The 21,386-nt window shown below is 56.3% G+C and carries 19 protein-coding genes; 11 read left to right on the top strand and 8 right to left on the bottom strand.

All coding sequences use genetic code 11. From position 1 onward, the window contains the following. Positions 1-110: 110 nt before the first annotated feature. The 5 genes from glnQ to rhtA all read right to left on the bottom strand — a co-directional run bounded on the left by glnQ (position 111) and on the right by rhtA (position 4,370). Positions 111-833 carry a glutamine ABC transporter ATP-binding protein GlnQ gene (gene glnQ / locus N037_RS13725; RefSeq protein ID WP_032641580.1) on the bottom strand — a complete coding sequence of 241 codons (723 nt, stop codon included), beginning with the start codon at positions 831-833 and terminating at the stop codon, positions 111-113. Further along, positions 830-1,489 (bottom strand): glutamine ABC transporter permease GlnP, encoded by a 660-nt coding sequence (glnP, locus tag N037_RS13720; RefSeq protein WP_010428919.1) that lies wholly within the window; start codon positions 1,487-1,489, stop codon positions 830-832. Before glnP ends, glnQ begins: the two co-directional genes overlap by 4 nt. A gap of 84 nt (positions 1,490-1,573) precedes the next feature. Then, the gene (gene glnH, locus N037_RS13715; RefSeq protein WP_023310880.1) at positions 1,574-2,317 is read right to left on the bottom strand and encodes a glutamine ABC transporter substrate-binding protein GlnH; all 744 of its coding nucleotides are present in this window, start codon (positions 2,315-2,317) and stop codon (positions 1,574-1,576) included. A 362-nt stretch (positions 2,318-2,679) separates the two neighbouring features. Next, positions 2,680-3,183 (bottom strand): DNA starvation/stationary phase protection protein Dps, encoded by a 504-nt coding sequence (dps, locus tag N037_RS13710; RefSeq protein WP_010428924.1) that lies wholly within the window; start codon positions 3,181-3,183, stop codon positions 2,680-2,682. 299 nt (positions 3,184-3,482) lie between these two features. Continuing rightward, the gene (rhtA, locus tag N037_RS13705; RefSeq protein WP_032641578.1) at positions 3,483-4,370 is read right to left on the bottom strand and encodes a threonine/homoserine exporter RhtA; all 888 of its coding nucleotides are present in this window, start codon (positions 4,368-4,370) and stop codon (positions 3,483-3,485) included. Between the two features lie 354 nt (positions 4,371-4,724). On the opposite strand from rhtA, the gene ompX reads away from it, so the two are divergent. Then, a complete protein-coding gene (gene ompX, locus N037_RS13700) occupies positions 4,725-5,243 on the top strand; it encodes an outer membrane protein OmpX (protein ID WP_023334999.1) in 519 nt (172 codons plus the stop codon). A 390-nt stretch (positions 5,244-5,633) separates the two neighbouring features. Here the strand turns inward: ompX and N037_RS13695 are convergent, their stop codons facing one another. Then, positions 5,634-7,217 carry a phosphoethanolamine transferase gene (locus N037_RS13695; RefSeq protein WP_032641576.1) on the bottom strand — a complete coding sequence of 528 codons (1,584 nt, stop codon included), beginning with the start codon at positions 7,215-7,217 and terminating at the stop codon, positions 5,634-5,636. Between the two features lie 283 nt (positions 7,218-7,500). Further along, positions 7,501-7,629, bottom strand: a complete 129-nt coding sequence (gene mntS / locus N037_RS13690) for a manganase accumulation protein MntS (RefSeq protein WP_014831181.1) — start codon at positions 7,627-7,629, stop codon at positions 7,501-7,503. A gap of 183 nt (positions 7,630-7,812) precedes the next feature. Here mntS and mntR point away from each other — a divergent pair, with 183 nt between their 5' ends. From mntR to N037_RS13645, 9 genes are all read left to right on the top strand, one after another. Next, positions 7,813-8,286, top strand: coding sequence for a manganese-binding transcriptional regulator MntR (mntR, locus tag N037_RS13685; RefSeq protein ID WP_023335001.1), 474 nt, complete (start codon positions 7,813-7,815; stop codon positions 8,284-8,286). After that, positions 8,283-9,392: an anion transporter gene (locus tag N037_RS13680; RefSeq protein ID WP_023335002.1), complete on the top strand. Its 1,110-nt coding sequence runs from the start codon at positions 8,283-8,285 to the stop codon at positions 9,390-9,392. The genes mntR and N037_RS13680 overlap by 4 nt, the downstream gene beginning before the upstream one ends. A 101-nt stretch (positions 9,393-9,493) precedes the next feature. Then, positions 9,494-10,588: an HlyD family secretion protein gene (locus N037_RS13675; protein WP_023335003.1), complete on the top strand. Its 1,095-nt coding sequence runs from the start codon at positions 9,494-9,496 to the stop codon at positions 10,586-10,588. Continuing rightward, entirely contained in the window at positions 10,585-12,156 is a 1,572-nt protein-coding gene (locus N037_RS13670; RefSeq protein WP_032641574.1) for a DHA2 family efflux MFS transporter permease subunit, read from the top strand. The genes N037_RS13675 and N037_RS13670 overlap by 4 nt, the downstream gene beginning before the upstream one ends. Further along, on the top strand, positions 12,156-13,679 hold the full coding sequence (locus N037_RS13665) for an efflux transporter outer membrane subunit (RefSeq protein ID WP_032641572.1): 1,524 nt from the start codon (positions 12,156-12,158) through the stop codon (positions 13,677-13,679). The genes N037_RS13670 and N037_RS13665 overlap by 1 nt, the downstream gene beginning before the upstream one ends. A gap of 104 nt (positions 13,680-13,783) precedes the next feature. Beyond that, positions 13,784-14,821 carry an aldo/keto reductase gene (locus N037_RS13660; protein ID WP_032641569.1) on the top strand — a complete coding sequence of 346 codons (1,038 nt, stop codon included), beginning with the start codon at positions 13,784-13,786 and terminating at the stop codon, positions 14,819-14,821. Between the two features lie 162 nt (positions 14,822-14,983). Then, positions 14,984-16,360: a glycoside hydrolase family 1 protein gene (locus tag N037_RS13655; RefSeq protein ID WP_032641567.1), complete on the top strand. Its 1,377-nt coding sequence runs from the start codon at positions 14,984-14,986 to the stop codon at positions 16,358-16,360. A 51-nt stretch (positions 16,361-16,411) separates the two neighbouring features. Beyond that, the gene (locus N037_RS13650; RefSeq protein WP_032641565.1) at positions 16,412-17,734 is read left to right on the top strand and encodes a PTS sugar transporter subunit IIC; all 1,323 of its coding nucleotides are present in this window, start codon (positions 16,412-16,414) and stop codon (positions 17,732-17,734) included. Positions 17,735-17,749: 15 nt separating this feature from the next. Continuing rightward, positions 17,750-18,466 (top strand): GntR family transcriptional regulator, encoded by a 717-nt coding sequence (locus N037_RS13645; RefSeq protein ID WP_023335025.1) that lies wholly within the window; start codon positions 17,750-17,752, stop codon positions 18,464-18,466. Between the two features lie 42 nt (positions 18,467-18,508). Here N037_RS13645 and ldtB read toward each other — a convergent pair whose 3' ends face one another. Then, entirely contained in the window at positions 18,509-19,429 is a 921-nt protein-coding gene (gene ldtB, locus N037_RS13640) for a L,D-transpeptidase (RefSeq protein ID WP_023335026.1), read from the bottom strand. A 222-nt stretch (positions 19,430-19,651) separates the two neighbouring features. Here ldtB and N037_RS13635 point away from each other — a divergent pair, with 222 nt between their 5' ends. Next, the gene (locus tag N037_RS13635; RefSeq protein WP_032641563.1) at positions 19,652-21,247 is read left to right on the top strand and encodes an ABC-F family ATPase; all 1,596 of its coding nucleotides are present in this window, start codon (positions 19,652-19,654) and stop codon (positions 21,245-21,247) included. Positions 21,248-21,386: the final 139 nt, after the last annotated feature.

The raw sequence follows: 21,386 nt of genomic DNA, 5'->3' as shown, positions 1-21,386 counted from the left end.
AAAATGTCGAACAAAATGATAAGTATAGAAGTCGGGACGCGGAGGGGGATTTTTGGGAACAATCTGGCGTAAAAAAGCCGGGCATGCCCGGCTTAGCGTAAAGCGAGGGATCAGGAGACGTGCTGCAGGAACTCCTGCAGGCGCTGGCTCGGCGGGTTCGCAATCAGCTCCTGAGGGTTACCGTCTTCCGCGATACGGCCTTTATCAATAAAGATCAGGCGGGACGCCACTTTCTCAGCAAAGCCGATTTCGTGGGTCACGATAACCATCGTCATCCCTTCTTCCGCCAGATCCTGCATGACTTTCAGCACCTCGTGGCGCAGCTCCGGGTCGAGTGCGGACGTAGGCTCATCAAACAACATCATTTTCGGTTTGACCGCCAGGGCGCGGGCAATCGCCACACGCTGCTGTTGACCACCGGACAGCTCGGAAGGGAAGTGGTGCGCACGTTCTGCCAGGCCGACTTTTGCCAGCAGATCTTTTGCCAGCGCTTCCGCCGCCGCTTTGCTGGCACCGCGCACGCGCAGCGGGCCAAACATCACGTTCTCCAGCGCCGTCAGGTGCGGGAACAGGTAGAACTGCTGGAACACCATGCCCGCTTCCTGACGAATCAGACGGTCATCCACTTTCGGGTCATTCACCTTCAGACCGTCGACAATCAGGTCACCGCTGGTGATCTCTTCCAGCTTGTTGATGCAGCGCAGCAGGGTGGATTTACCGGAGCCGGATGGCCCAATAATGACCACCACTTCACCCTGTTTGATGTTCAGATCGATATTGTGCAGCACCTGGGTTGGGCCAAAGTGCTTGGAAACGTTTTTAAATTCAATCACAGGATTTTCATCCTTCTTTCAAGACGACGCAGAACGAAGCTCAGAACCAGAGTAATGATCAGGTAGACAACGGCTACCGCACTCCAGATTTCCAGCGCGCGGAAGTTGCCAGCAATGATCTCCTGCCCCTGACGGGTCAGCTCTGCCACGCCGATAACAATGAACAGCGACGTATCTTTGATGCTGATGATCCACTGGTTACCGAGCGGTGGCAGCATGCGGCGCAGCGCCAGCGGCAGAATAACGTGGCGGATCGTTTCGCGACGAGAAAGACCCAGCGCCAGGCCGGCTTCACTGAAGCCTTTATGAATCGACAGCACCGCACCGCGGGTGATTTCCGCAATGTAGGCGCCTGAGTTGATCATAATGGTCACGACGGCTGCGCTGAACGGGTCGATGCGCAGGTCATTGAATGCCATTGGCAGGGCGAAGTAGATGAACATGACCTGCACGACAATAGGCGTGCCGCGGATCACTTCGATGAAAACCAGTGCGATGTGGTTTGCGATCCAGCCGCCGTAGGTGCGAGCGAAACCGGCGACAAGACCGATAATCAACCCACCAACCAGACCCAGGACCGAAATCCACAGAGTCATTTTAGCGCCTTCAAGCAAGAGTGGAATGGCAGGCCAGATGGCGCTCCAGTCAAACTGCATGATAATTTCCTGTTACTGTTACCGTGTTTCAAAAATAGCAGGGGCGAAAGGTCGCCCCCGAGTGAACGTCATTTTTACGTCTTATTATTTAGGCTCGGTACCGAACCATTTTTTGTAGATTTCGTTATAGGTGCCGTTCTCTTTCAGCGTTTTCAGCGCGCCGTTAACTTTCGTGCGCAGGTCGTCGCTGCCTTTCGGGAACGCGATACCGTACTGCTGGGCTTCCAGAGACTCGCCAACGGCTTTGAACTTGCCGTTACCGGCTGTTTTGATGAAGTACAGGATGTTCGGCGTGTCGTGCAGAACAGCGTCAGCACGGTTGGTGCCGAGTTCCATGTACGCGTTGTCGATGTTCGGGAACTGACGCAGGTCTTTGGTTTTGATATTGGCTTTCGCGTAATCAACCGAACCGGTGCCGCTCTTCACTGCCACCACTTTGCCGTCGAGATCTTTCACGCTTTTTACGTCGTTATTATCGGCTTTGACCATGACCAGCAGGCCGCTTTTGTAGTAGCCGTCGGAGAAGTCGATCGCTTTTTTACGTTCGTCGGTAATGGTGATGCCTGCCAGCGCCAGATCGACGTTCTTGGTTTGCAGTGCCGGGATGATGCCGCTGAAGTCCATCGGCTTCAGGGTGTAATCCAGCTTGAGTTCTTTTGCGACAGCGGCCCACAGATCCACATCAAAACCAACGTATTTATCACCCTGTTTGAATTCAAACGGAACGAACGCCGTGTCGGTCGCCACAACCAGTTTGTCGGCAGCCTGAGAGGACACTGCAAAAGCCAGGGTAAGTGCAGCCAGTGAAACTTTTAATACAGACTTCATAGCATTTCCTTTTATATCCACGGGGCGATCCCCTGCGAGAACAGGTGGCACAATGAAAAAATCGTGCCAACTTTACAAGCTATTGTTTTGCAAAGGGGATGATGTCATGCATTGCACAATAAATGGGGCAATGAGGTTTTATTGCACCAAAGTGGAGCACTGTTTTGGTGCGCTTCGTTTGGCTCAACTGACGGGGAGATATTTAGCGTAAATTCTGACGAAAAAACAATCTTCCGTTAACGGTTGTGTGAGGTGATTATTACATTTCGTTCACTTTTGCAGGTGTGCAGGCAAAAACTGTGCACCATAGATGTGCAAAACCCTCACCAGAGGGCGAGGGTTTGATAGAAAATTCGTATGAATTATTCGATGTTAGATTCGATAAACCACAGGAACTGATCCAGGTCGCGGGATGCGGCGGTGAAAATATCTGCGGTATCTTCGTCTTTGGCTTCGCCAATCGCTTTACGCACGTCATTGGCCACAATCGCGTAGCGGTCCGCCAGCTCTTTCAGGTGATCCTGAACGGTATGAATATCCAGCGGATAACTCTTCAGCGGTGTTTTGCTGTTGATCACCTGCGTGGTACCCAGCGCCACGCCGCCTAACTGAACGGCACGTTCTGCCATGGTATCGAGGTGGGTAACCAGTGCTGTGCGGAAGCCATCCAGCATTTCATGAACGGCAATAAAGTTTGCACCGCGCATATTCCAGTGGGCCTGTTTGGTGATCAGCGAAAGATCGATGAACTGGATCACCTGGCGATTCAGCAACTCAATGGTCGCCTTTTTGTCGCTATCCGATACATCGTTACGGGTATAAAGCAGATTAGACGCTTTCGTTTTCACCAGTTTAGCGGTACTCATAATCTCATATCCTCTTGATGTTTATGTCCCAGGTAATTACGGAACTAAGTATAGCACCGGTTTTTTTGTCTGCGGTTTGGCTGTGCCTATCGGTTTAATAGCGAGAAGGAAGTTGAGAATTTAATGTGTTGAAATTAATGGGTAATTTTTAAATTGATACAGATCAATCTTAATTGCTGCAGGGGGACGTAAATGCAGAGAGATATTTCGGAAATAGCGCAAAGTGTGTAAGAAATTATAACGACCGTTTTTCTGGCCTTTATTCTGCATGGCATTGAAGTCATGCAGAATATATGGCCTTAGCTGATATCAACCTTCTCAACTTTAGGTTCAGGGCGCATGGTGAGCGTTGATCCCATTGATGCTGCGATAATCGAGCAGAGCGCCAGCGTCTGGGTCAGCGTCAGGGTTTCACCGAGAAACACCATTCCTGAAATGGCGGCTAGCGCAGGCTCCATGCTCATCAGGGTGCCAAATATGCGTGTCGGCAGACGCGTAAGGGCTATCATTTCCAGAGAGTAGGGGAGTGCGGTAGAGAGGATCGCGACCGCCAGCCCGATGGGCATAACCGACCATTGCCAGATCGATTCGGTCGCCTGCGCCATGCCGATGGGCACAAAGACGATAGCTGCGATCAGTGACCCCAACGCGACGGTCGCCGGACCGTGCTCTTCTCCTGCACGCTGGCCCGTGAGTATATAGATGGCCCAGCAGGCGCCTGCACCGAGTGCCAGCGCTGCGCCCGTCAGATCGATCTCAGCGACGCTCTGGCCCAGGGGAAGCAGGAACCATAGCCCCAGCACGGCTAACACGACCCAGATAAAATCGACCGGACGTCGCGAGGAGAAAAGCGCCACCGCCAGTGGGCCGGTAAATTCCAGCGCGACGGCGATCCCCAGCGGTATCGTCTGAATAGAGAGGTAGAACAGATAGTTCATCGCCCCCAGGGAGAGCCCATAAAACAGCAGGGGCAAACGCTGCTCCTTTTTGAAGCGCAGACGCCAGGGTTTGAAAATGACCACCAGTATCGCCGTGCCCAGCACGATACGAAGGGCTGTCACCCCAGGCGCACCGACCAGCGGAAAAAGTGATTTTGCAAGCGAAGCACCGCTTTGAATGGACAACATGGCAATGAGTATGACTGCGACCGGCAGCCAAACCGACGACGTGCGGGATAACCCAGGCATCCTTTCTCCTGTCAGCTTATGTCAAATGAGGTAAAGGTTGCAGTGTAAAGGAAATAAGCGGCAACGGTTGAGGCGCTGTTGAAAAAAAACCTCGTGAAATCCGTAAAATGGTTAAGCGCTGGTGGATTTATCGCCTGATAGATTAGGAATAATCTGGATGAATGTAACGGCGCGTGCGCGCACTATGCGCATTTAGTAGTGAAAATTGCATGTGATTTGAAAGAGATAGCTGACGCTGGAAACGTTCTGTTACAGGAAAGGTTTCATTAGACATCACGAATCACAAAGAGTTTCGCAAATTTTTTTGATATATTTAAAACTTACGGACTTACTTGAAGCACATTTGAGGTGGTTATGAAAAAAATTGCATGTCTTTCAGCACTGGCCGCTGTACTGGCTGTTTCCGCAGGTACCGCTGTAGCTGCTACTTCTACTGTTACTGGTGGTTACGCTCAGAGCGACTATCAGGGCGTGATGAACAAAGCTAACGGCTTCAACCTGAAGTATCGCTACGAGCAGGATAACAACCCACTGGGCGTGATCGGTTCTTTCACCTACACCGAGAAAGATCGTTCTGAAAACGGCGTATACAATAAAGGCCAGTACTACGGTATCACCGCTGGTCCAGCTTACCGTCTGAATGACTGGGCGAGCATCTACGGTGTTGTAGGTGTTGGCTACGGTAAATTCCAGCAGACCGAAAACCAGGGTCTGAACCGCACTGCAAGCAACAGCGACTATGGCTTCTCCTATGGCGCAGGCCTGCAGTTCAACCCAATCCAGGACGTTGCTCTGGACTTCTCCTATGAGCAGAGCCGTATCCGCAACGTTGACGTTGGCACCTGGATCGCGGGCGTAGGTTACCGCTTCTAATCACTCCGGTGAGCTAATAAAAAATCCGCCCATGTGGCGGATTTTTTTTGTCTTTTTCCTTCTCCCTGTGGGCTGAGGGATCCCCGGTAATTTTTTAACCGGAAGCGGTGAACGTTGCTTCAGGAAAATGAATGGGTTACAGCGATGCCCTGGTCCGGCTGTAAATCGCCGAAGTGTTTCCGTAAGGCCGGGTCGAGGCGATTGAGCCACCCTGGCACGTTCACCGGTCATGTCGTTACAGAGTAGCAAGGAACATGAAGTGAACGGAATGACCACCAGAGCCGTATGTTCCCCCTCACCCCAGCCCTCTCCCTCAAGGGAGAGGGAGTCGTCCGTGCAGGCATTATTTTGTGGGGAACCCTCAGCCCCGTGGGAGAGGGAAAAAGACCGCTACTTGCTCTTAATATCAAAAATATCCGTACCCAGATGGTTGTAGTCAACTTTCTGTAACTTGAAGTTGGTAACGTACACTGGGGGAGCTTTCTTGTTCGAGACAAACGGGTAAGCGTTTTTTATCTGCTCGGTTTTAATCCCCGTCCACTGCGAGAAGAACTGCAGGAAATCATTTGCCGAACGGCGCGCTTTAATGACGCGATGCGTTTTATCATCACTCGACAGCACCATAAACGGCACCTGGAAGTTTTGCTGGAACTTGTCATCGTGCGCCAGGTACTGCACCTCTTTACCACGCTCTTTAAACGCCAGCCCGTGATCCGAGAAATAGACCATGGAGAAGCTGTCGCCCGTATTGCGTAGCTGATCGTACAGCTTGCTCAGCAGGTCGTCGGTTTGCGTCATGGTGTAGAGATAGCAAGACGTCTCTTTGGACTGCACAAACTCCGCATACTTTCCGCCGGTCCGATCGCAGGCCTGTGGGTGTGACCCCATGAGGTGCAGGACGATCAGCTGAGGCTGGGTGCGCGGGGTGGCGAAGACCTGTGCCGTCATTTTCAACAGCGCTTCATCTTTAGTGTTTTTGTCGGCTTCAAAGTCACCGTTCTTCAGGAACTGCACTTCGTCGGCTCGTTTGGCGATACTGGCGATGGCCGTATCGTATTCGCCAATTTGCCCCTGATTGGAGAACCACCAGGTCTGATAACCCGCGCGGTTTGCCAGGGTGACAAAATTATCCTGATACTGAGGTTTGCCGTCGACGACCCGGTTAAGCGTCAGGCCGAGCGATTTCTGCGTCGAGCCGCTGGCCGCAACATAATCGGTAAACAGCGTGCCTTTAACCGAACTGGCAAACGGTGTGTTATCCCAGTGTCCGCCGAAGGCCCCCATCGCATCGCGACGGGCACTTTCGCCGATTACCACCACATAGGTGTGATATTTCGGCTTAACGGCCAGCACGTTCCAGGTGTCTTTCATGTTGGAAAGCTCAGCCATGCGCGCCTGTTCGTCGAGAACCTCTTTATTATTGACAACGACGTCTTTCACGAAGCGGAAAACCGGATAGCCGATATTGATGAGCCTGAGCTTACCGTCCCAGGGAATATTCTGGATGGGGGCGACAAACGCCACGGCAACGCTGAACACCAGACAGAGTATTTCGATCTTACCCCAGGACTTTTTCTCGCCCGACTGACGGCGGATGGCAATAACGCCCAACGCGAAGATAAACAGCCCGACCACATAGCTGTACCACGGGAAGATCGTCAGGATCTCTGTCGACTCTTCCATATTGGTCGAGTGCAGCGCCAGCAGGGTATTAAAGTTTGGCGCGCCGTAAGCCTGACCAAACGGGAAATAGAGTGCAGCAACCAGCGAACAGATCCCGATTAACGCTTTTTGCACGCGCGGTGCGGCTCGCCACAGCACATGCAGCACGCAGGTGAACGCCACCGCGTAGAGCAGACTAAAGGGATAACCCAGCGCAAAGTTAATCAGTAATGACTGCAAAAAGTAAAAACCCGTCCACGGGCTTAAGGCCCGGCTGCGGGTCACAACGGTATCTATCAGGGTTACATTCATAGGTCACTATCATGGATGAAAACGCCATGTGCTCACCCTGGCGTCAAGGGTCATAACCTGCCTGACAGTGCGTGGAGAGGGAATGAGGGTCCGCTTCAGCGAGCCGCAAATTGTGCAGGGCTGCAAGAAGATAGTGCGAGCGCTAAATAATATCAACAGTTGCTAAGCAGATGTTTTGCGAAGGGGATTGCAAATCCGTAAAAAAGGTCGGGAATAAGGCGGCTGGAAGCCAGTTTACAGCGGGATTGTGACGGGAAAATGAAGCGGCGTACCGCAACGCCGCTTAGTGGGAAGGTTTATCGTCCTGATGCGGTTTGTTGTTAAACATATCGCACAGCATGTTCAACAGCATCAAGCGCACTTTAAAGGGAGAGTGGGTAAACACGGTCATGCACCTCTTGAATTCGTTCATAAGACCTCCTGAGTTTTGATCCCTTCGATCCGTGAAGGGTGACTGCATTACATACAGATATAGCACAGGCTATATTGTATAGCTATGGCTATTTCGTTAATTTTTTGTGCTTGTGAAGGGATGGTTTACAATGTGCGCTCTCGATACCGGGCGCTGGAAGCGTCACCCCACTGAGGAAGTACAATGAACCGTCGCGCAGGTAAGCCAACAATGAGGAAAACGACGCAACTGGTGAATGTTGAAGAACATGTCGAAGGTTTTCGCCAGGTCCGTGAAGCGCACCGGCGTGAACTGATTGATGATTATGTTGAACTCATTTCCGATCTTATTCGTGAGGTCGGTGAAGCGCGCCAGGTCGATATGGCCGCCAGGCTGGGGGTTTCACAGCCGACTGTCGCAAAAATGTTAAAACGCCTGGCCTCCGTGGGCTTAATCGAAATGATCCCCTGGCGCGGTGTTTTTCTGACGCCGGAAGGGGAGAAACTCGCGCAGGAGAGCCGCGAGCGTCATCAGCTCGTCGAGAATTTTTTGCTGGTGCTGGGCGTTAGCCCGGAGATCGCCCGCCGGGATGCGGAAGGAATGGAACATCACGTTAGCGAAGAGACGCTGGTGAAGTTTCGTGAATTTACGCTTAAATATGGTCCCTCCGCTGAATGAAAATCCCTGGACTGCAGGCTCTGGCACGCGATCGTTTCTTCCATCTCTTATTACTCATTGGCGCAGCGTTAAGCCTCTTTGTGCCGTTTGCCCCACACGCCTGGCCCGCCGCGATTGACTGGCGCACCATCATTACCCTGAGCGGCCTGATGATGCTCACCAAAGGGGTCGAGCTGAGCGGCTATTTTGACGTCCTGGGACGTAAAATGGTGCGCCGCTTTGCCACCGAACGCAGGCTGTCCCTGTTTATGGTGTTCTCCGCCGCGGTGCTGTCGACGTTTCTGACCAACGATGTGGCGCTGTTTATCATCGTGCCCCTCACGCTCACGCTGCGTAAGCTGTGCGAGATCCCGGTCAGCCGCTTGATCATCTTCGAAGCGCTGGCCGTCAATGCCGGCTCACTTTTGACGCCAATCGGCAACCCGCAAAATATCCTTCTCTGGGGACGGTCCGGGCTGTCGTTTGCCGCCTTTACCTGGCAGATGGCCCCTCTGGCGCTGGTGATGATGTTGTCGCTGATGGCGGTGTGCTGGTTTGCGTTTCCCGATAAAAAATTGCAGTACCACAGCGGTACAACCGGCCCTCAGTGGCAGCCGCGTCTGGTGTGGAGCTGTCTCGGGTTATACATCGTCTTTCTGTTCGCGCTGGAGCTGAAGTATGAGCTGGCGGGCGTCCTGCTCGTTGCCGCAGGGTTTGTCGTCCTGGCGCGTCGCGTTCTGGTGAGCGTGGACTGGACGCTGCTGCTGGTCTTTATGGCGATGTTTATTGATGTGCATCTCCTTATCCAGCTTCCGGTGCTGCAAAACGTGCTGCACAGCGTCAGTACGCTGTCGCAGCCGGGACTGTGGCTGACGGCGATTGGCCTGTCGCAGTTTATCAGCAACGTGCCGTCCACCATTCTGCTGCTCAACTATGTTCCGCCCGATACGCTGCTGGCCTGGGCGGTGAACATCGGCGGGTTTGGGCTGCTGCCCGGTTCGCTGGCAAACCTGATTGCCCTGCGTATGGCCAACGACCGCCGTATCTGGTGGCGTTTCCACGTCTGGTCGATTCCGATGCTGGCTTGGGCCGCGGCGATCGGTTTCGGAATATTCCTTCTCATATAGTGCGCAATTTGTCAGTTTTTCCTGGCAAACGTATAGCAACGTCCTAGCTTTAGTGAACGGCATAGTGTGATGCCGCTCACTGACAGGACCGTTGCTGAACTATGGCTGAAGATCAAAACCCGCCTGCTGACCAGCAGGACAAAAACAATAATGAGCGTAAGCGCCCGGGCAAGAAACCGTTAATTATCCTCGGCATTGTCGTGGTGGTAATGGTCGTCGTGGCGCTGGTCTGGTGGTTTTTAACCCGTAACGAAGAGACGACCGACGACGCCTTTACCGACGGCGACGTGGTGACGATTGCCCCGAAAACGGCAGGCTACGTTACCGAGCTGCGCGTGCGCGATAACCAGCGCGTGAAAAAGGGCGATCTGCTGGTGGTCATCGATCCGCGTGATACCACCGCGCAGCGCGATCAGGCCCAGGCCCAGCTTGGGCTGGCTATCGCACAGCTGCATCAGGCCCAGGCGCAGCTGGCGCTTTCAAAAGTCCAGTATCCGGCCCAGCGTGATGAAGCCAAAGCCCAGGTGCTGAAAGCGCAGGCCGATCTGGCCAACGCGCAGGCGGAGTATCGTCGCCAGCGCGGCGTCGACCCGAGAGCGACCACCCAGCAAAGCATTGATTCCGCGAATGCTCAACTGCGCAGCGCACAGGCAGGGCTGGCGAGCGCCCAGGCGCAGCTGGAAGTGGCGGAGCAGGTTCAGCTGCAGATTCGCCAGCAGGAAACCAACGTTGAAGCGCGCGAGCGTCAGGTCGATCAGGCTAAAGCGCAGCTGGAAACGGCCAACCTGAACCTCTCCTATACCGAAGTTCGCGCCCCGTTCGACGGCGTTGTCACCAAACGCAATGTGCAGCCGGGGACGCTGGTGCAGGCGGGAACGGCGCTGTTCTCGCTGGTCTCACCCAACGTCTGGGTGGTGGCTAACTTTAAAGAGTCTCAGCTTGAGCGCATGAAGCCCGGCGATAAGGTCACCGTCTCCGTGGATGCGTGGCCGGATATGGAGCTTGAGGGGCACGTCGACAGTATCCAGCAGGGCAGCGGCTCGCGCTTCTCCGCCTTCCCGGCAGAAAATGCCACCGGTAACTTCGTCAAAATTGTGCAGCGCGTGCCGGTCAAAATCGTGATTGATAAAGGCCTCGATCCGAACAAACCGCTGCCGCTGGGGCTGTCGGTTGCACCGAAGGTGACGGTGGAATGACTGATCACAGCCACGATACCTGGAAACCTGCCAGCAACCCGTGGGCGGTGGCGATTGTTGTCACCCTGGCGGTATTCATGGAAATTCTGGACACCACCATCGTCAACGTGGCGCTGCCCCATGTGGCAGGCTCGCTCTCGTCCAGCTATGACGAATCTACCTGGGTGTTAACCAGCTATCTGGTGGCGAACGGCATTGTGCTGCCCATCTCGGCGTTCTTGAGCCGGGTGTTCGGCCGCAAGCAGTTCTTCCTGATCTGCATCGTGATGTTCACCGTCTGCTCGTTCCTGTGCGGCATCGCCACCGAGCTGTGGCAGATCATCCTGTTCCGCGTGATGCAGGGCTTTTTTGGCGGTGGGCTGCAGCCCACGCAGCAGTCGGTGCTGCTCGACTACTTCAAGCCCGAGGACAGGGGCAAAGCGTTTGGTCTCTCCTCCATTGCGATTATCGTTGCGCCGGTTCTCGGCCCGACGCTGGGCGGCTGGATCACCGATAACTACTCCTGGCGCTGGGTGTTCTTTATCAACATCCCGGTGGGGATTGTGACGGTGCTGGCGATCTACCAGCTGCTGGAAGATCCGCCGTGGGAGAGCAAATCGAAAGAGAAGCTGAGTATCGACTGGACGGGGATCGGCCTGATCGCGCTGGGTCTGGGCTGCCTGCAGGTGATGCTCGACCGGGGGGAAGATGAAGACTGGTTTAACTCGAACTTTACCCGCACCTTCGCGGTGCTGACGCTTATCGGCATTATCGGCGCCATCTACTGGCTGGTGTATGCCAAAAAGCCGGTGGTGGATCTGCACTGCATGAAGGACCGCAACTTTGCCATTTCCAGCCTGCTGATGGCGGGGATGGCGATGATCCTCTATGGCAGTTCGGTGGTGATCCCGCAGCTGGCGCAGCAGGACCTGGGCTATACCGCCACCTGGTCCGGGCTGGTGCTGTCGCCCGGGGCGGTGCTGATCGTCTTAACGATCCCGCTGGTGCTGAAGCTGATGCCGGTGGTGCAGACGCGCTGGATTATTGCCTTTGGCTTTACCTGTCTGGCGGTGTCGTTCTTCTGGTCGCGCACGCTCACGCCGGATATCGACTTCGAAACCCTGGTCCTGTTCCGCAGCGCCCAGTCGATTGGATTGGGGTTCCTGTTTGTGCCGCTGACTACCATTGCCTTCATCTCGATACCGAGGCGGCTCAACGCCGACGCGGCGGCGCTGTTTACCATGTTCCGCAACGTGGCGGGTTCGGTTGGCATATCGCTCTCGACGGCAGCCATCACCGAGCGCGCGCAGGCGCACAGCGCCCATCTGGCATATCACGCCTCGCCGTTTAACGAGCAGTTCCAGCAGGCGATACGCGAAAGCGCCCAGGCGATCCAGAACTTCACCACCCAGGTGGGCGATCCCACCGGCATCGCCACCGGGCGCATGTACCAGACCATGATTGAGCAGTCGCGCTTCCTGGCCTACATCGACGTCTTCACCATTCTGAGCGCGGTGGCCTTGTTACTGATTCCGTTTTGTTTGTTGCTCTCGCCGGTTAAGAGCGAGGGGAGTGCAGGAGCACATTGATGATACACAGACGTTTACACCCCCTGATGATAATGATGCTGCTGGCGGGCTGCGCCGTCGGGCCGGACTACCAGCCGCCCGCCCCGCCTGCCGTTACGCACTGGAACGATAAGGGTGACAGCGCGGTGAAATCGCAGACGACCTCCGCCGCGACCAATCCGCGCTGGTGGAAGACCTTCGGCTCGCCGCAGCTCGACAGCCTGGTTGAGCGCGCCATCGCCGGAAACCTGACGCTGCAGCAGACGGTGCTGCGCATCGCCGGGGCGCGTGAACAGATTAACCAGGCGGGCGGGGCGTTTTATCCGTCGGTCAACGGCAATCTGCAGGCGACGCGCCAGCAGCTTGGGCTGGAAGGGGAGCTGAAATCTCACGGCGTGTACGACCAGGTGGACAGCATCGATCCCAATTTGAAAGGCGCGCTGGGGCCGCTGACGCAGCCGATTAACCTCTACCAGGGCAGCTTCGACGCCCAGTGGGAAATCGACCTGTGGGGTAAGGTGCGTCGTCAGGTGGAAGCCGCCGAAGCGCAGCAGAAAGCGGCTATCGAGCAGCGTAACGACGCGCTGGTGTCGCTGGAAGCCGAAGTGGCGCGCGCGTGGCTCCAACTGCGCGGGGCGCAGAGCATTATCGCCACGCTGAACACCCAGATTAAAAGCGCGCAGCAGACGCTGGATCTGACCGAAAGCCGCCAGCGCGGCGGGCTGTCGCCGCAGATGGACGTGGAAAACGCCCGGGCGCAGTTAGGCAACCTTGAGGCACAGCTGCCGCAATATCAGGCGCAGGAGCGGCAGGCGATGAATGGCCTGGCGATCCTGCTCGGCAAGCCGCCGGGGGCGCTGGACGGCGAACTCCAGTCTGCGCAGCCGATGCCCGCGCTGCCGGATATCGTGCAAACGGGCATTCCGTCCACGCTGGCGCGACGTCGTCCGGACGTGCGTGAAGCAGAGGCGAACCTCCACGCCGCCACGGCGCAAATCGGCGTCTCGGTGGCGGAGCTGTTCCCGAGCTTTACGCTTTCCGGGCAGTTTGGCCTGCGCAACAGCGAAACTAACTGGCTGACCGACTGGAGCAGCCACTTCTACAGCTTCGGCCCGCAGGTCTCCATTCCCATCTTCCAGGGCGGTCGACTGGTCTCCAGCGTGAAGGTGGCGCGCGCGCAGCAGGGAACGGCGGTGCTGGACTATCGCCAGACGGTGCTGACCGCGCTCGGCGATGTTGAAAACGCGCTGGTGAGCTATCGCACCGACCAGCAGCGTGAAGCGGGTCTCGCAAAAACGATCGACGCTCTGCAAAACGCCTTTGACCTGGCGAGCGACAGCTATCGGCAGGGCATCGCCAGCTTTATCGACGTGCTGGACGCCCAGCGTCAGCTGGCGCAGGCCGAGCAGCAGCGGGCGCAGGCGCAGGTCCAGAGCGCGCTCGATCTGGTGGCGCTCTATAAGGCGCTCGGCGGCGGCTGGGAGCCGTATCAGCAGGTGCAACTACCGGACTACAGCGTCTTTGGCGACGCCCCGCGCGGATAAATATTTAGAGGATTGGGCAAGAAATGAACAGGAACACCACATTCGCGAGGGCTGAGGGGCGGGTATAACTATCGGGTACCCAATCGACATGCGAGGAATAACTGATGCGTTATCAAAAACTGGGCAACACCGGTCTGTTCGTTTCTGAACTGTGCCTCGGCACCATGACCTTCGGCGGCGAGGGCGGCATGTGGGGCAAGATTGGCCAGCTTCAGCAAAGTGAGGCCGAGCAGCTGGTGGGCCGCGCGCTGGATGCCGGGATCAACTTTATCGACACAGCGGACGTTTACTCGGAAGGACGATCGGAGGAGATCACCGGTCAGGCGCTGAAAAACCTGAAAATCCCGCGCGAGAACGTGGTGGTCGCCACGAAAGTGTTCGGCGAAACGGGAACGGCAGGGGTGAACTCGCGCGGCAGCTCGCGCTATCACATCGTCAGCAGCGTGAAGGAGAGCCTGCGCCGCCTGCAGCTCGATCATATCGATCTCTACCAGCTTCACGGCTTCGACCCCGCCACGCCGATCGAAGAGACGCTTTATGCGCTCGATAACCTGGTGCAGCACGGCCACGTGCGCTACATCGGCGTCTCGAACTGGGCGGCGTGGCAGATTGCCAAGGCGCTCGGTATTTCCGAGCGCCTTGGGCTGGCGCGTTTCGCGTCGTTGCAGGCGTATTACACCATTGCCGGACGCGATCTGGAGCGCGAACTGGTGCCGATGATGCAGAGCGAAGGCGTCGGGCTGATGGTCTGGAGCCCGCTGGCGGGCGGCCTGCTGAGCGGAAAATATGGCCGCGACGGGCAGAGCGAAGCCGGTGGTCGTCGTCTGGAGTTCGACTTCCCGCCGGTGAATAAAGATCGCGCCTTCGACTGCGTGGACGTGATGCGTACTATCGCCGAAAGCAAGGGTGTCTCCGTCGCGCAAATCGCGCTGGCCTGGCTGCTGCATCAAAAAGCCGTGACCAGCGTGATTATTGGTGCGAAACGCGTCGATCAGCTGGACGACAATATCGCCGCGACCGGGATCCGACTGAGCGAAGACGAGCTTAAACAGCTTGATGCGGTGAGCGTGCTGCCGCGCGAATACCCGGGCTGGATGCTGGAGCGGCAGGGTGAATATCGCCGCAATCAGCTCGCACAGTAATATCCCTTCTCCCCCGGTGGCGCTTCGCTTACCGGGGCTACTTCCCTGGTCATTATTTCAATCCATCTCACAAAAAACGATCCTCCTCTTTGATCCAAATTTCATCTTCGCCTATATGACTAGTCATGAAATTTTAAATGACTAGTCATATAGGGAGGGTCCATGAACAATTCACTGCCGGCCAACTTTTTATGGGGCAACTCCGTATCCAGCATGCAGACGGAAGGGGCCTGGAACGAGGGTGGGAAGGGGATGTCGGTGTACGACATTCGCGAAGCCGGGGAAAACATCTCCGACTGGAAAGTCGCGACCGACTCCTATCACCGCTACCGGGAAGATTTCGACCTGATGCAGGATCTGGGCATGAACTGCTACCGCTTTCAGATTTCATGGAGCCGCGTCTGCCCGCAGGGCGACGGCGATTTTAACGACGAGGGCATCGCGTTTTATGACCGTTTTATCGACGATCTGATCGCACGCGGCATCGAGCCGATGGTGTGTCTCTACCACTTCGATATGCCGCTGGCGCTGGCGCAGGAGTACAACGGCTTCAATGACCGCCGCGTAATGGACGCCTTTATCCGCTACGGCAAAAAGATGATCGACTGCTTCGGTGACCGGGTGAAGTACTGGCTGACCTTCAACGAGCAGAACATCTTCCATATGCCGGAAGCGTTTCGCATTTCCGGTTACATGAAAGGCGAGCAAACCCTGCGCGAGCTGTATGAGCTTCAGCACCATGCGATGGTGGCGCACATGGCGCTGACCGAGTATCTGCACCAGACCAAACCGGGCAAGCTGATGGGCGGCATGCTGGCGCACCAGCTGATCTACCCGGCCACCTGCAAACCGCGCGATATCTTCTGCGCCCAGCAGTACGACGAATTCCTCAACCAGAACCTGCTGCGCGTCTTCGCAGGGCAGGGCTACAGCCCGGCGGTGATGGCGGTGGTGGAGCAGGAGGGCTTTGACGATATCTATCGCGCCGAGGATCTCGCGCTGCTGGCGCGCACCAGAAACGACTATATGGCCTTCAGCTACTACGCCAGCAAAACGCTGGACAGCGATGCCATCCCGGAAGGCACGCCGGTGAACTATTACCTGCTGCACGGCGAGAAAAACAACCCGTACCTGAAGGCCACCGAGTGGAACTGGCAGATCGATCCGCTGGGCTTTCGCACCATCATCACCCGCTACGCCAACGACTGGCGCCTGCCGGTGTTCCCGATCGAGAACGGCATTGGGGTGATTGAGTCCTGGGACGGCGTAAACCCGATCGACGACACCTACCGCATCGACTACCACCGGGCGCATATCGAGGCCATGAAGGAGGCGATGTTCGAGGACGGGGCAGAGGTGATCGGTTACCTCGGCTGGGGGTTGATCGACATTCTCAGCTCCCAGGGCGACATGCGTAAGCGCTACGGCGTGGTCTATGTCAACCGGGAAAACCACGACCTGAAAGACCTGAAGCGCGTGCCGAAGAAGAGCTACGCGTGGTTAAAACAGGTTATCCATACCAACGGACGCGAGATGTAAGCCGTACGCTGCCGGGCCGTTTTTGTGACTGATTGATGGGAACTATCCGCTATGTCTGAAACAAAAATAACACCGCACATGCAGTCCTTTGTCGATAAGTTTGTTGAGTTCTCGGCGCGCCTGGCAAACCAGGTGCACCTTCGCTCCCTGCGCGACGCCTTCGCCACGGTGATGCCGATTTTCATCCTTGCCGGTCTGGCGGTGCTGGTGAACAACGTGGTGTTTCCGTGGATTTTTCACGGCGACACGCTCGCACACTTCAAGGTGTGGGGCGAGGCGATTATCAACGGCACGCTAAACATCGCCGCGCTGCTGCTGGCCCCGATGATTGCCTGGTCGCTGGCGCGCAACAAAGATTTTGACAATCCGGTCTCGGCAGTGGTTATCGCCGTCAGCAGCTTCATCATCATGATGCCGATGCGCCTGCAGATTACGCCCGTCGGCAGCGACGCTGCGGTGAACGTCACCCAGGTGCTGACGTTCGCCAATATTGGCTCAACCGGGATTTTCGCCGGGGTACTGATCGGGCTGCTCTCAACGGAGGTGTTTATCGCCATTTCGCGGCTGAAGGCGCTGCACATTTCCCTCGGGGAAAACGTGCCTCCGGCGGTGAGTAAATCCTTTACCGCGCTGATCCCGACCATTCTCACGCTCTCCCTGTTTGCGGTGCTGGCGGCCGTGCTGGCAAACGTGCTGCACACGGACCTGATCCATCTTATTACGACCTTTATCCAGCAGCCGCTGCGGCTGATCAACACCAGCCTGCCGGGGACGATCTTCATCTATAGCTTCGGTAACTTCCTGTTCACGCTGGGTATTCATCAGTCTGTCGTTAACAGCGTGGTGCTGGAGCCGTTCCTGCTGATCAACACCAACGAGAACATGCTGGCCTTCGCCAACGGACAGCCGATCCCGCACATCATCAACAACATCTTCGTGCCGACGTTTGGCATGGTGGGCGGCACGGGCAGCACGATCTCGCTGCTGATCGCCATCTTTATCTTCTCCCGGCAAAAGTCGGCGAAGCAGGTGGCGCGTCTGTCGCTGGCACCCGGTTTATTCAACATCAACGAGCCGGTGATTTTTGGCCTGCCGATCGTGTTTAACCTGCCGCTGATGATCCCGTTTGTGCTGCTGCCCGCCATCGGCATTTATTTCGCCTGGCTCTGTACCACGCTGGGGTTAATGTCGCGCTGCGTGGTGATGATCCCGTGGACCACGCCGCCCATTCTCAGCGCCTGGCTGGCCACGGCGGGGGACTGGCGGGCGGTGGTGGTACAGTTGGCAATCATCGTATTTGGTGTATTCTTCTACCTGCCTTTCCTCAAGATTGCCGAGAGAGTGGCGTTGAAAAACAGCGGGATAGAAAACTAACTGAAAGGAAGTACGATGGCGGCGAAGTACATCACCATAGCGCGGGAAATTAAGAAACGCATTATCAGCCAGCAGTACGCCGCCAACGAACCCCTGCCGGACCAGTTTGCGCTGGCGGCGGAGTTCAGCTCCAGCCGGATGACCATTCAGCAGGCGATGCGCCAGCTGATCGTCGAAGGTCTGGTCTATACCCGCCAGGGGCAGGGCACGTTCATCCGCAAAAACTTCCTCCAGCTCTCGCAGTGGGATCTTTCCGGCAGCGACTACTTTGGCGCGACCAAAACATGGGAACATCTGGGCACGGTGACCAGCCGGGTGGTGCATTTCGAGCTGCGCTTTCCGAACGAGAAAGAGCAGGCGTCGCTGATGGTTAACGCCGATGCGCCGATCTATGACTTCATTCGACTCCGCCTGCTGAACGGCGAGCCGATGTCGCTGGACTCCACGGTGATGCCGATGAATCTGGTGCCGGGCCTGACGAAAAACCATCTTGAAGGTTCAGTGTTCCAGTACGTGCAGGAGACGCTGGGGCTGAAAATAATGGGGTCGTATCGGGTGGTACGGGCTCTTAAGCCCAACGCGCTGGACAGGGAGCATCTGGTCTGCGAGCAGACCGATCCCGTACTGGAAGTGGAGCAGGTGATTTATCTGGAGGATGGCACGCCGCTGGAGTATGCCCACTGCCACTATCGGTACGACCACGGCGGGATCGTGATCGTGAATAACGGGTAAAAAAAAGCGGGCAACGAGGCCCGCTTTTTTAATGCTTCATTATCAGTTCAAACGCACCGGCATACCGGAGCGGTTCTGCACGGCCTGGTCAACAATCGCCGTTTCTACGTCTGGCTGAGACGTCACCGCCTGCACCGCGCTGTTCAGCGTCACAGGAACGACTTCGTTGTTGTTGATCTGGTCTTCGCTGGTGGACAGCGGGTTGTGCACTTCGATGTAGCGGCTGCCGTCTGGCTCGGAGGTCGCTTTCACCGGTTCGTTGATGAACTGCACGCGCGTACCGACCGGCACGTTTTCGAACAGGAACTTAATGTCGTCGTTACGCAGGCGCACGCAGCCGTGGCTCACGCGCAGGCCGATACCGAAATTGGCGTTGGTACCGTGGATAGCGTACAGACGGCCAATGTACAGCGCGTACAGACCCATTGGGTTATCCGGGCCTGCCGGCACAACGGCTGGCAGCGGTTCACCCGCAGCGATGTATTCCGCGTGCATTTTGGCGGTCGGCGTCCAGGTTGGGCCCGCTTTCTTACGCTCAACTTTGGTGGTCCAGTTCATTGGGGTGTCTTTACCCAGCTGGCCGATACCGATTGGCAGCACGATAACGGTGTTGGTGCCTTTCGGGTAGTAATACAGACGCATTTCGGCGCTGTTAATCACGATACCTTCATGAACCGTATCCGGCAGGATCAGCTGCTGAGGAATATTCAGCACGGTACCCGCTTTCGGCAGATACGGGTCAACGCCCGGGTTCGCTTCCAGCATGTTAGACAGGCCCAGCTGGTACTGCGCAGCGAAATACTCCAGTGGCTGAGAGTTACCTTCTGGTACCGTCACAACCTGGTTCTGGCCTACCAGACGGCTACCGTCTGTTGGCAGGGGATACGTCACCGCAGACGCGGTCTTACAAAAACCTACTACGGCTAACGCCGCCGCAAAAAGCGTTGTTAATTTCATGTTCATGTTGTGCGAGGTATCTAAGCCATTCTGGCGATGAGTTGATAAGTCTGAATCTGTGATGGGAGCGCATTATATGTGCATTCCCGCTCACAGGGAATTCAGATGTGTACGAAATCACATTTTTTTCGATTTTGTTAAAGTTTAGCGGATTGCCGCAACACGGGATCTCAATTCGGAATTGTGGCATAATGCCGTGTTTATCACACTTTTCGCAGGAATCTCCCCGTGTTAGTTACCAGCAACGTCACTATGCAGTTTGGCAGTAAGCCGCTGTTCGAAAACATTTCCGTCAAATTTGGCGGCGGCAACCGTTACGGCCTGATTGGTGCCAACGGTAGCGGAAAATCCACCTTTATGAAGATCCTCGGCGGTGACCTGGAGCCGACGCTCGGCAACGTATCGCTCGACCCTAACGAGCGTATCGGTAAGCTGCGTCAGGATCAGTTCGCCTTCGAAGAGTTCACCGTGCTCGACACCGTGATCATGGGGCATGGGGAACTGTGGGAAGTGAAGCAGGAGCGCGATCGCATCTACGCGCTGGCCGAAATGAGCGAAGAAGACGGCTATAAAGTGGCCGATCTGGAAACGCAGTACGGCGAGATGGACGGTTACTCTGCGGAAGCGCGTGCGGGCGAACTGCTGCTGGGCGTCGGCATTCCGGTTGAACAGCATTACGGCCCGATGAGCGAAGTGGCGCCAGGCTGGAAGCTGCGTGTGCTGCTGGCACAGGCGCTGTTCTCTAACCCGGACATCCTGCTGCTCGACGAACCGACGAATAACCTGGACATCGACACCATCCGCTGGCTGGAGCAGACGCTGAACGATCGCGACAGCACCATGATCATCATTTCGCACGACCGTCACTTCCTGAACATGGTCTGTACGCACATGGCGGATCTGGACTACGGCGAGCTGCGCGTGTACCCGGGCAACTACGACGAATACATGACGGCGGCCACCCAGGCGCGTGAACGTCTGCTGGCGGATAACGCCAAGAAGAAAGCGCAGATTGCTGACCTGCAGTCCTTCGTCAGCCGCTTTAGCGCCAACGCCTCTAAGTCACGTCAGGCGACCTCGCGCGCGCGTCAGATCGACAAAATCAAGCTGGACGAAGTCAAAGCCTCCAGCCGTCAGAACCCGTTCATTCGCTTCGAGCAGGACAAGAAGCTGTTCCGTAACGCGCTGGAAGTGGAAGCCCTGGCAAAAGGGTTTGAGAACGGCCCGCTGTTTAAAAACTTCAACCTGCTGCTGGAAGTGGGCGAGAAGATTGCCATCCTCGGCGCCAACGGCGTGGGTAAATCCACCATGCTGAAAACCCTGGTCGGCGAACTGCAGCCGGACAACGGCACCGTGAAGTGGTCTGAAAACGCGCAGATTGGCTACTACGCGCAGGACCATGAGTACGAGTTCGAAAACGATCTGACCGTCTTCGACTGGATGAGCCAGTGGAAGCAGGAAGGCGACGACGAGCAGGCGGTGCGCAGCATTCTGGGTCGTCTGCTGTTCAGCCAGGACGACATCAAAAAGCCGGCTAAAGTGCTCTCCGGTGGTGAGAAGGGCCGCATGCTGTTCGGCAAGCTGATGATGGAAAAACCTAATATCCTGGTGATGGACGAACCGACTAACCACCTGGACATGGAATCTATCGAATCCCTGAACATGGCGCTGGAGATGTATCAGGGCACCCTGATCTTCGTCTCTCACGACCGTGAGTTCGTCAGCTCGCTGGCGACCCGCGTGATCGAAATTACGCCAGAGCGCGTAGTGGACTTCACCGGTAACTACGAAGACTACCTGCGCAGCAAAGGTATCGACGGCTAAAAAAAAGCCGGGTGGCGGCTTCGCCTTACCCGGCCTACGTTCTATTCCCTCTCCCTGTGGGAGAGGGTTAGGGTGAGGGCATCAGGCCGCACTACATCACCCACTCGCTCCCTTCAACCCCGTTCACCAGCAGCTTGCG

Origin of the sequence: Enterobacter sp. EGD-HP1 (genome assembly GCF_000733275.2) — a bacterium.
GTDB lineage: Bacteria > Pseudomonadota > Gammaproteobacteria > Enterobacterales > Enterobacteriaceae > Enterobacter.
This window is presented reverse-complemented; position numbering and strand designations above follow the sequence as displayed.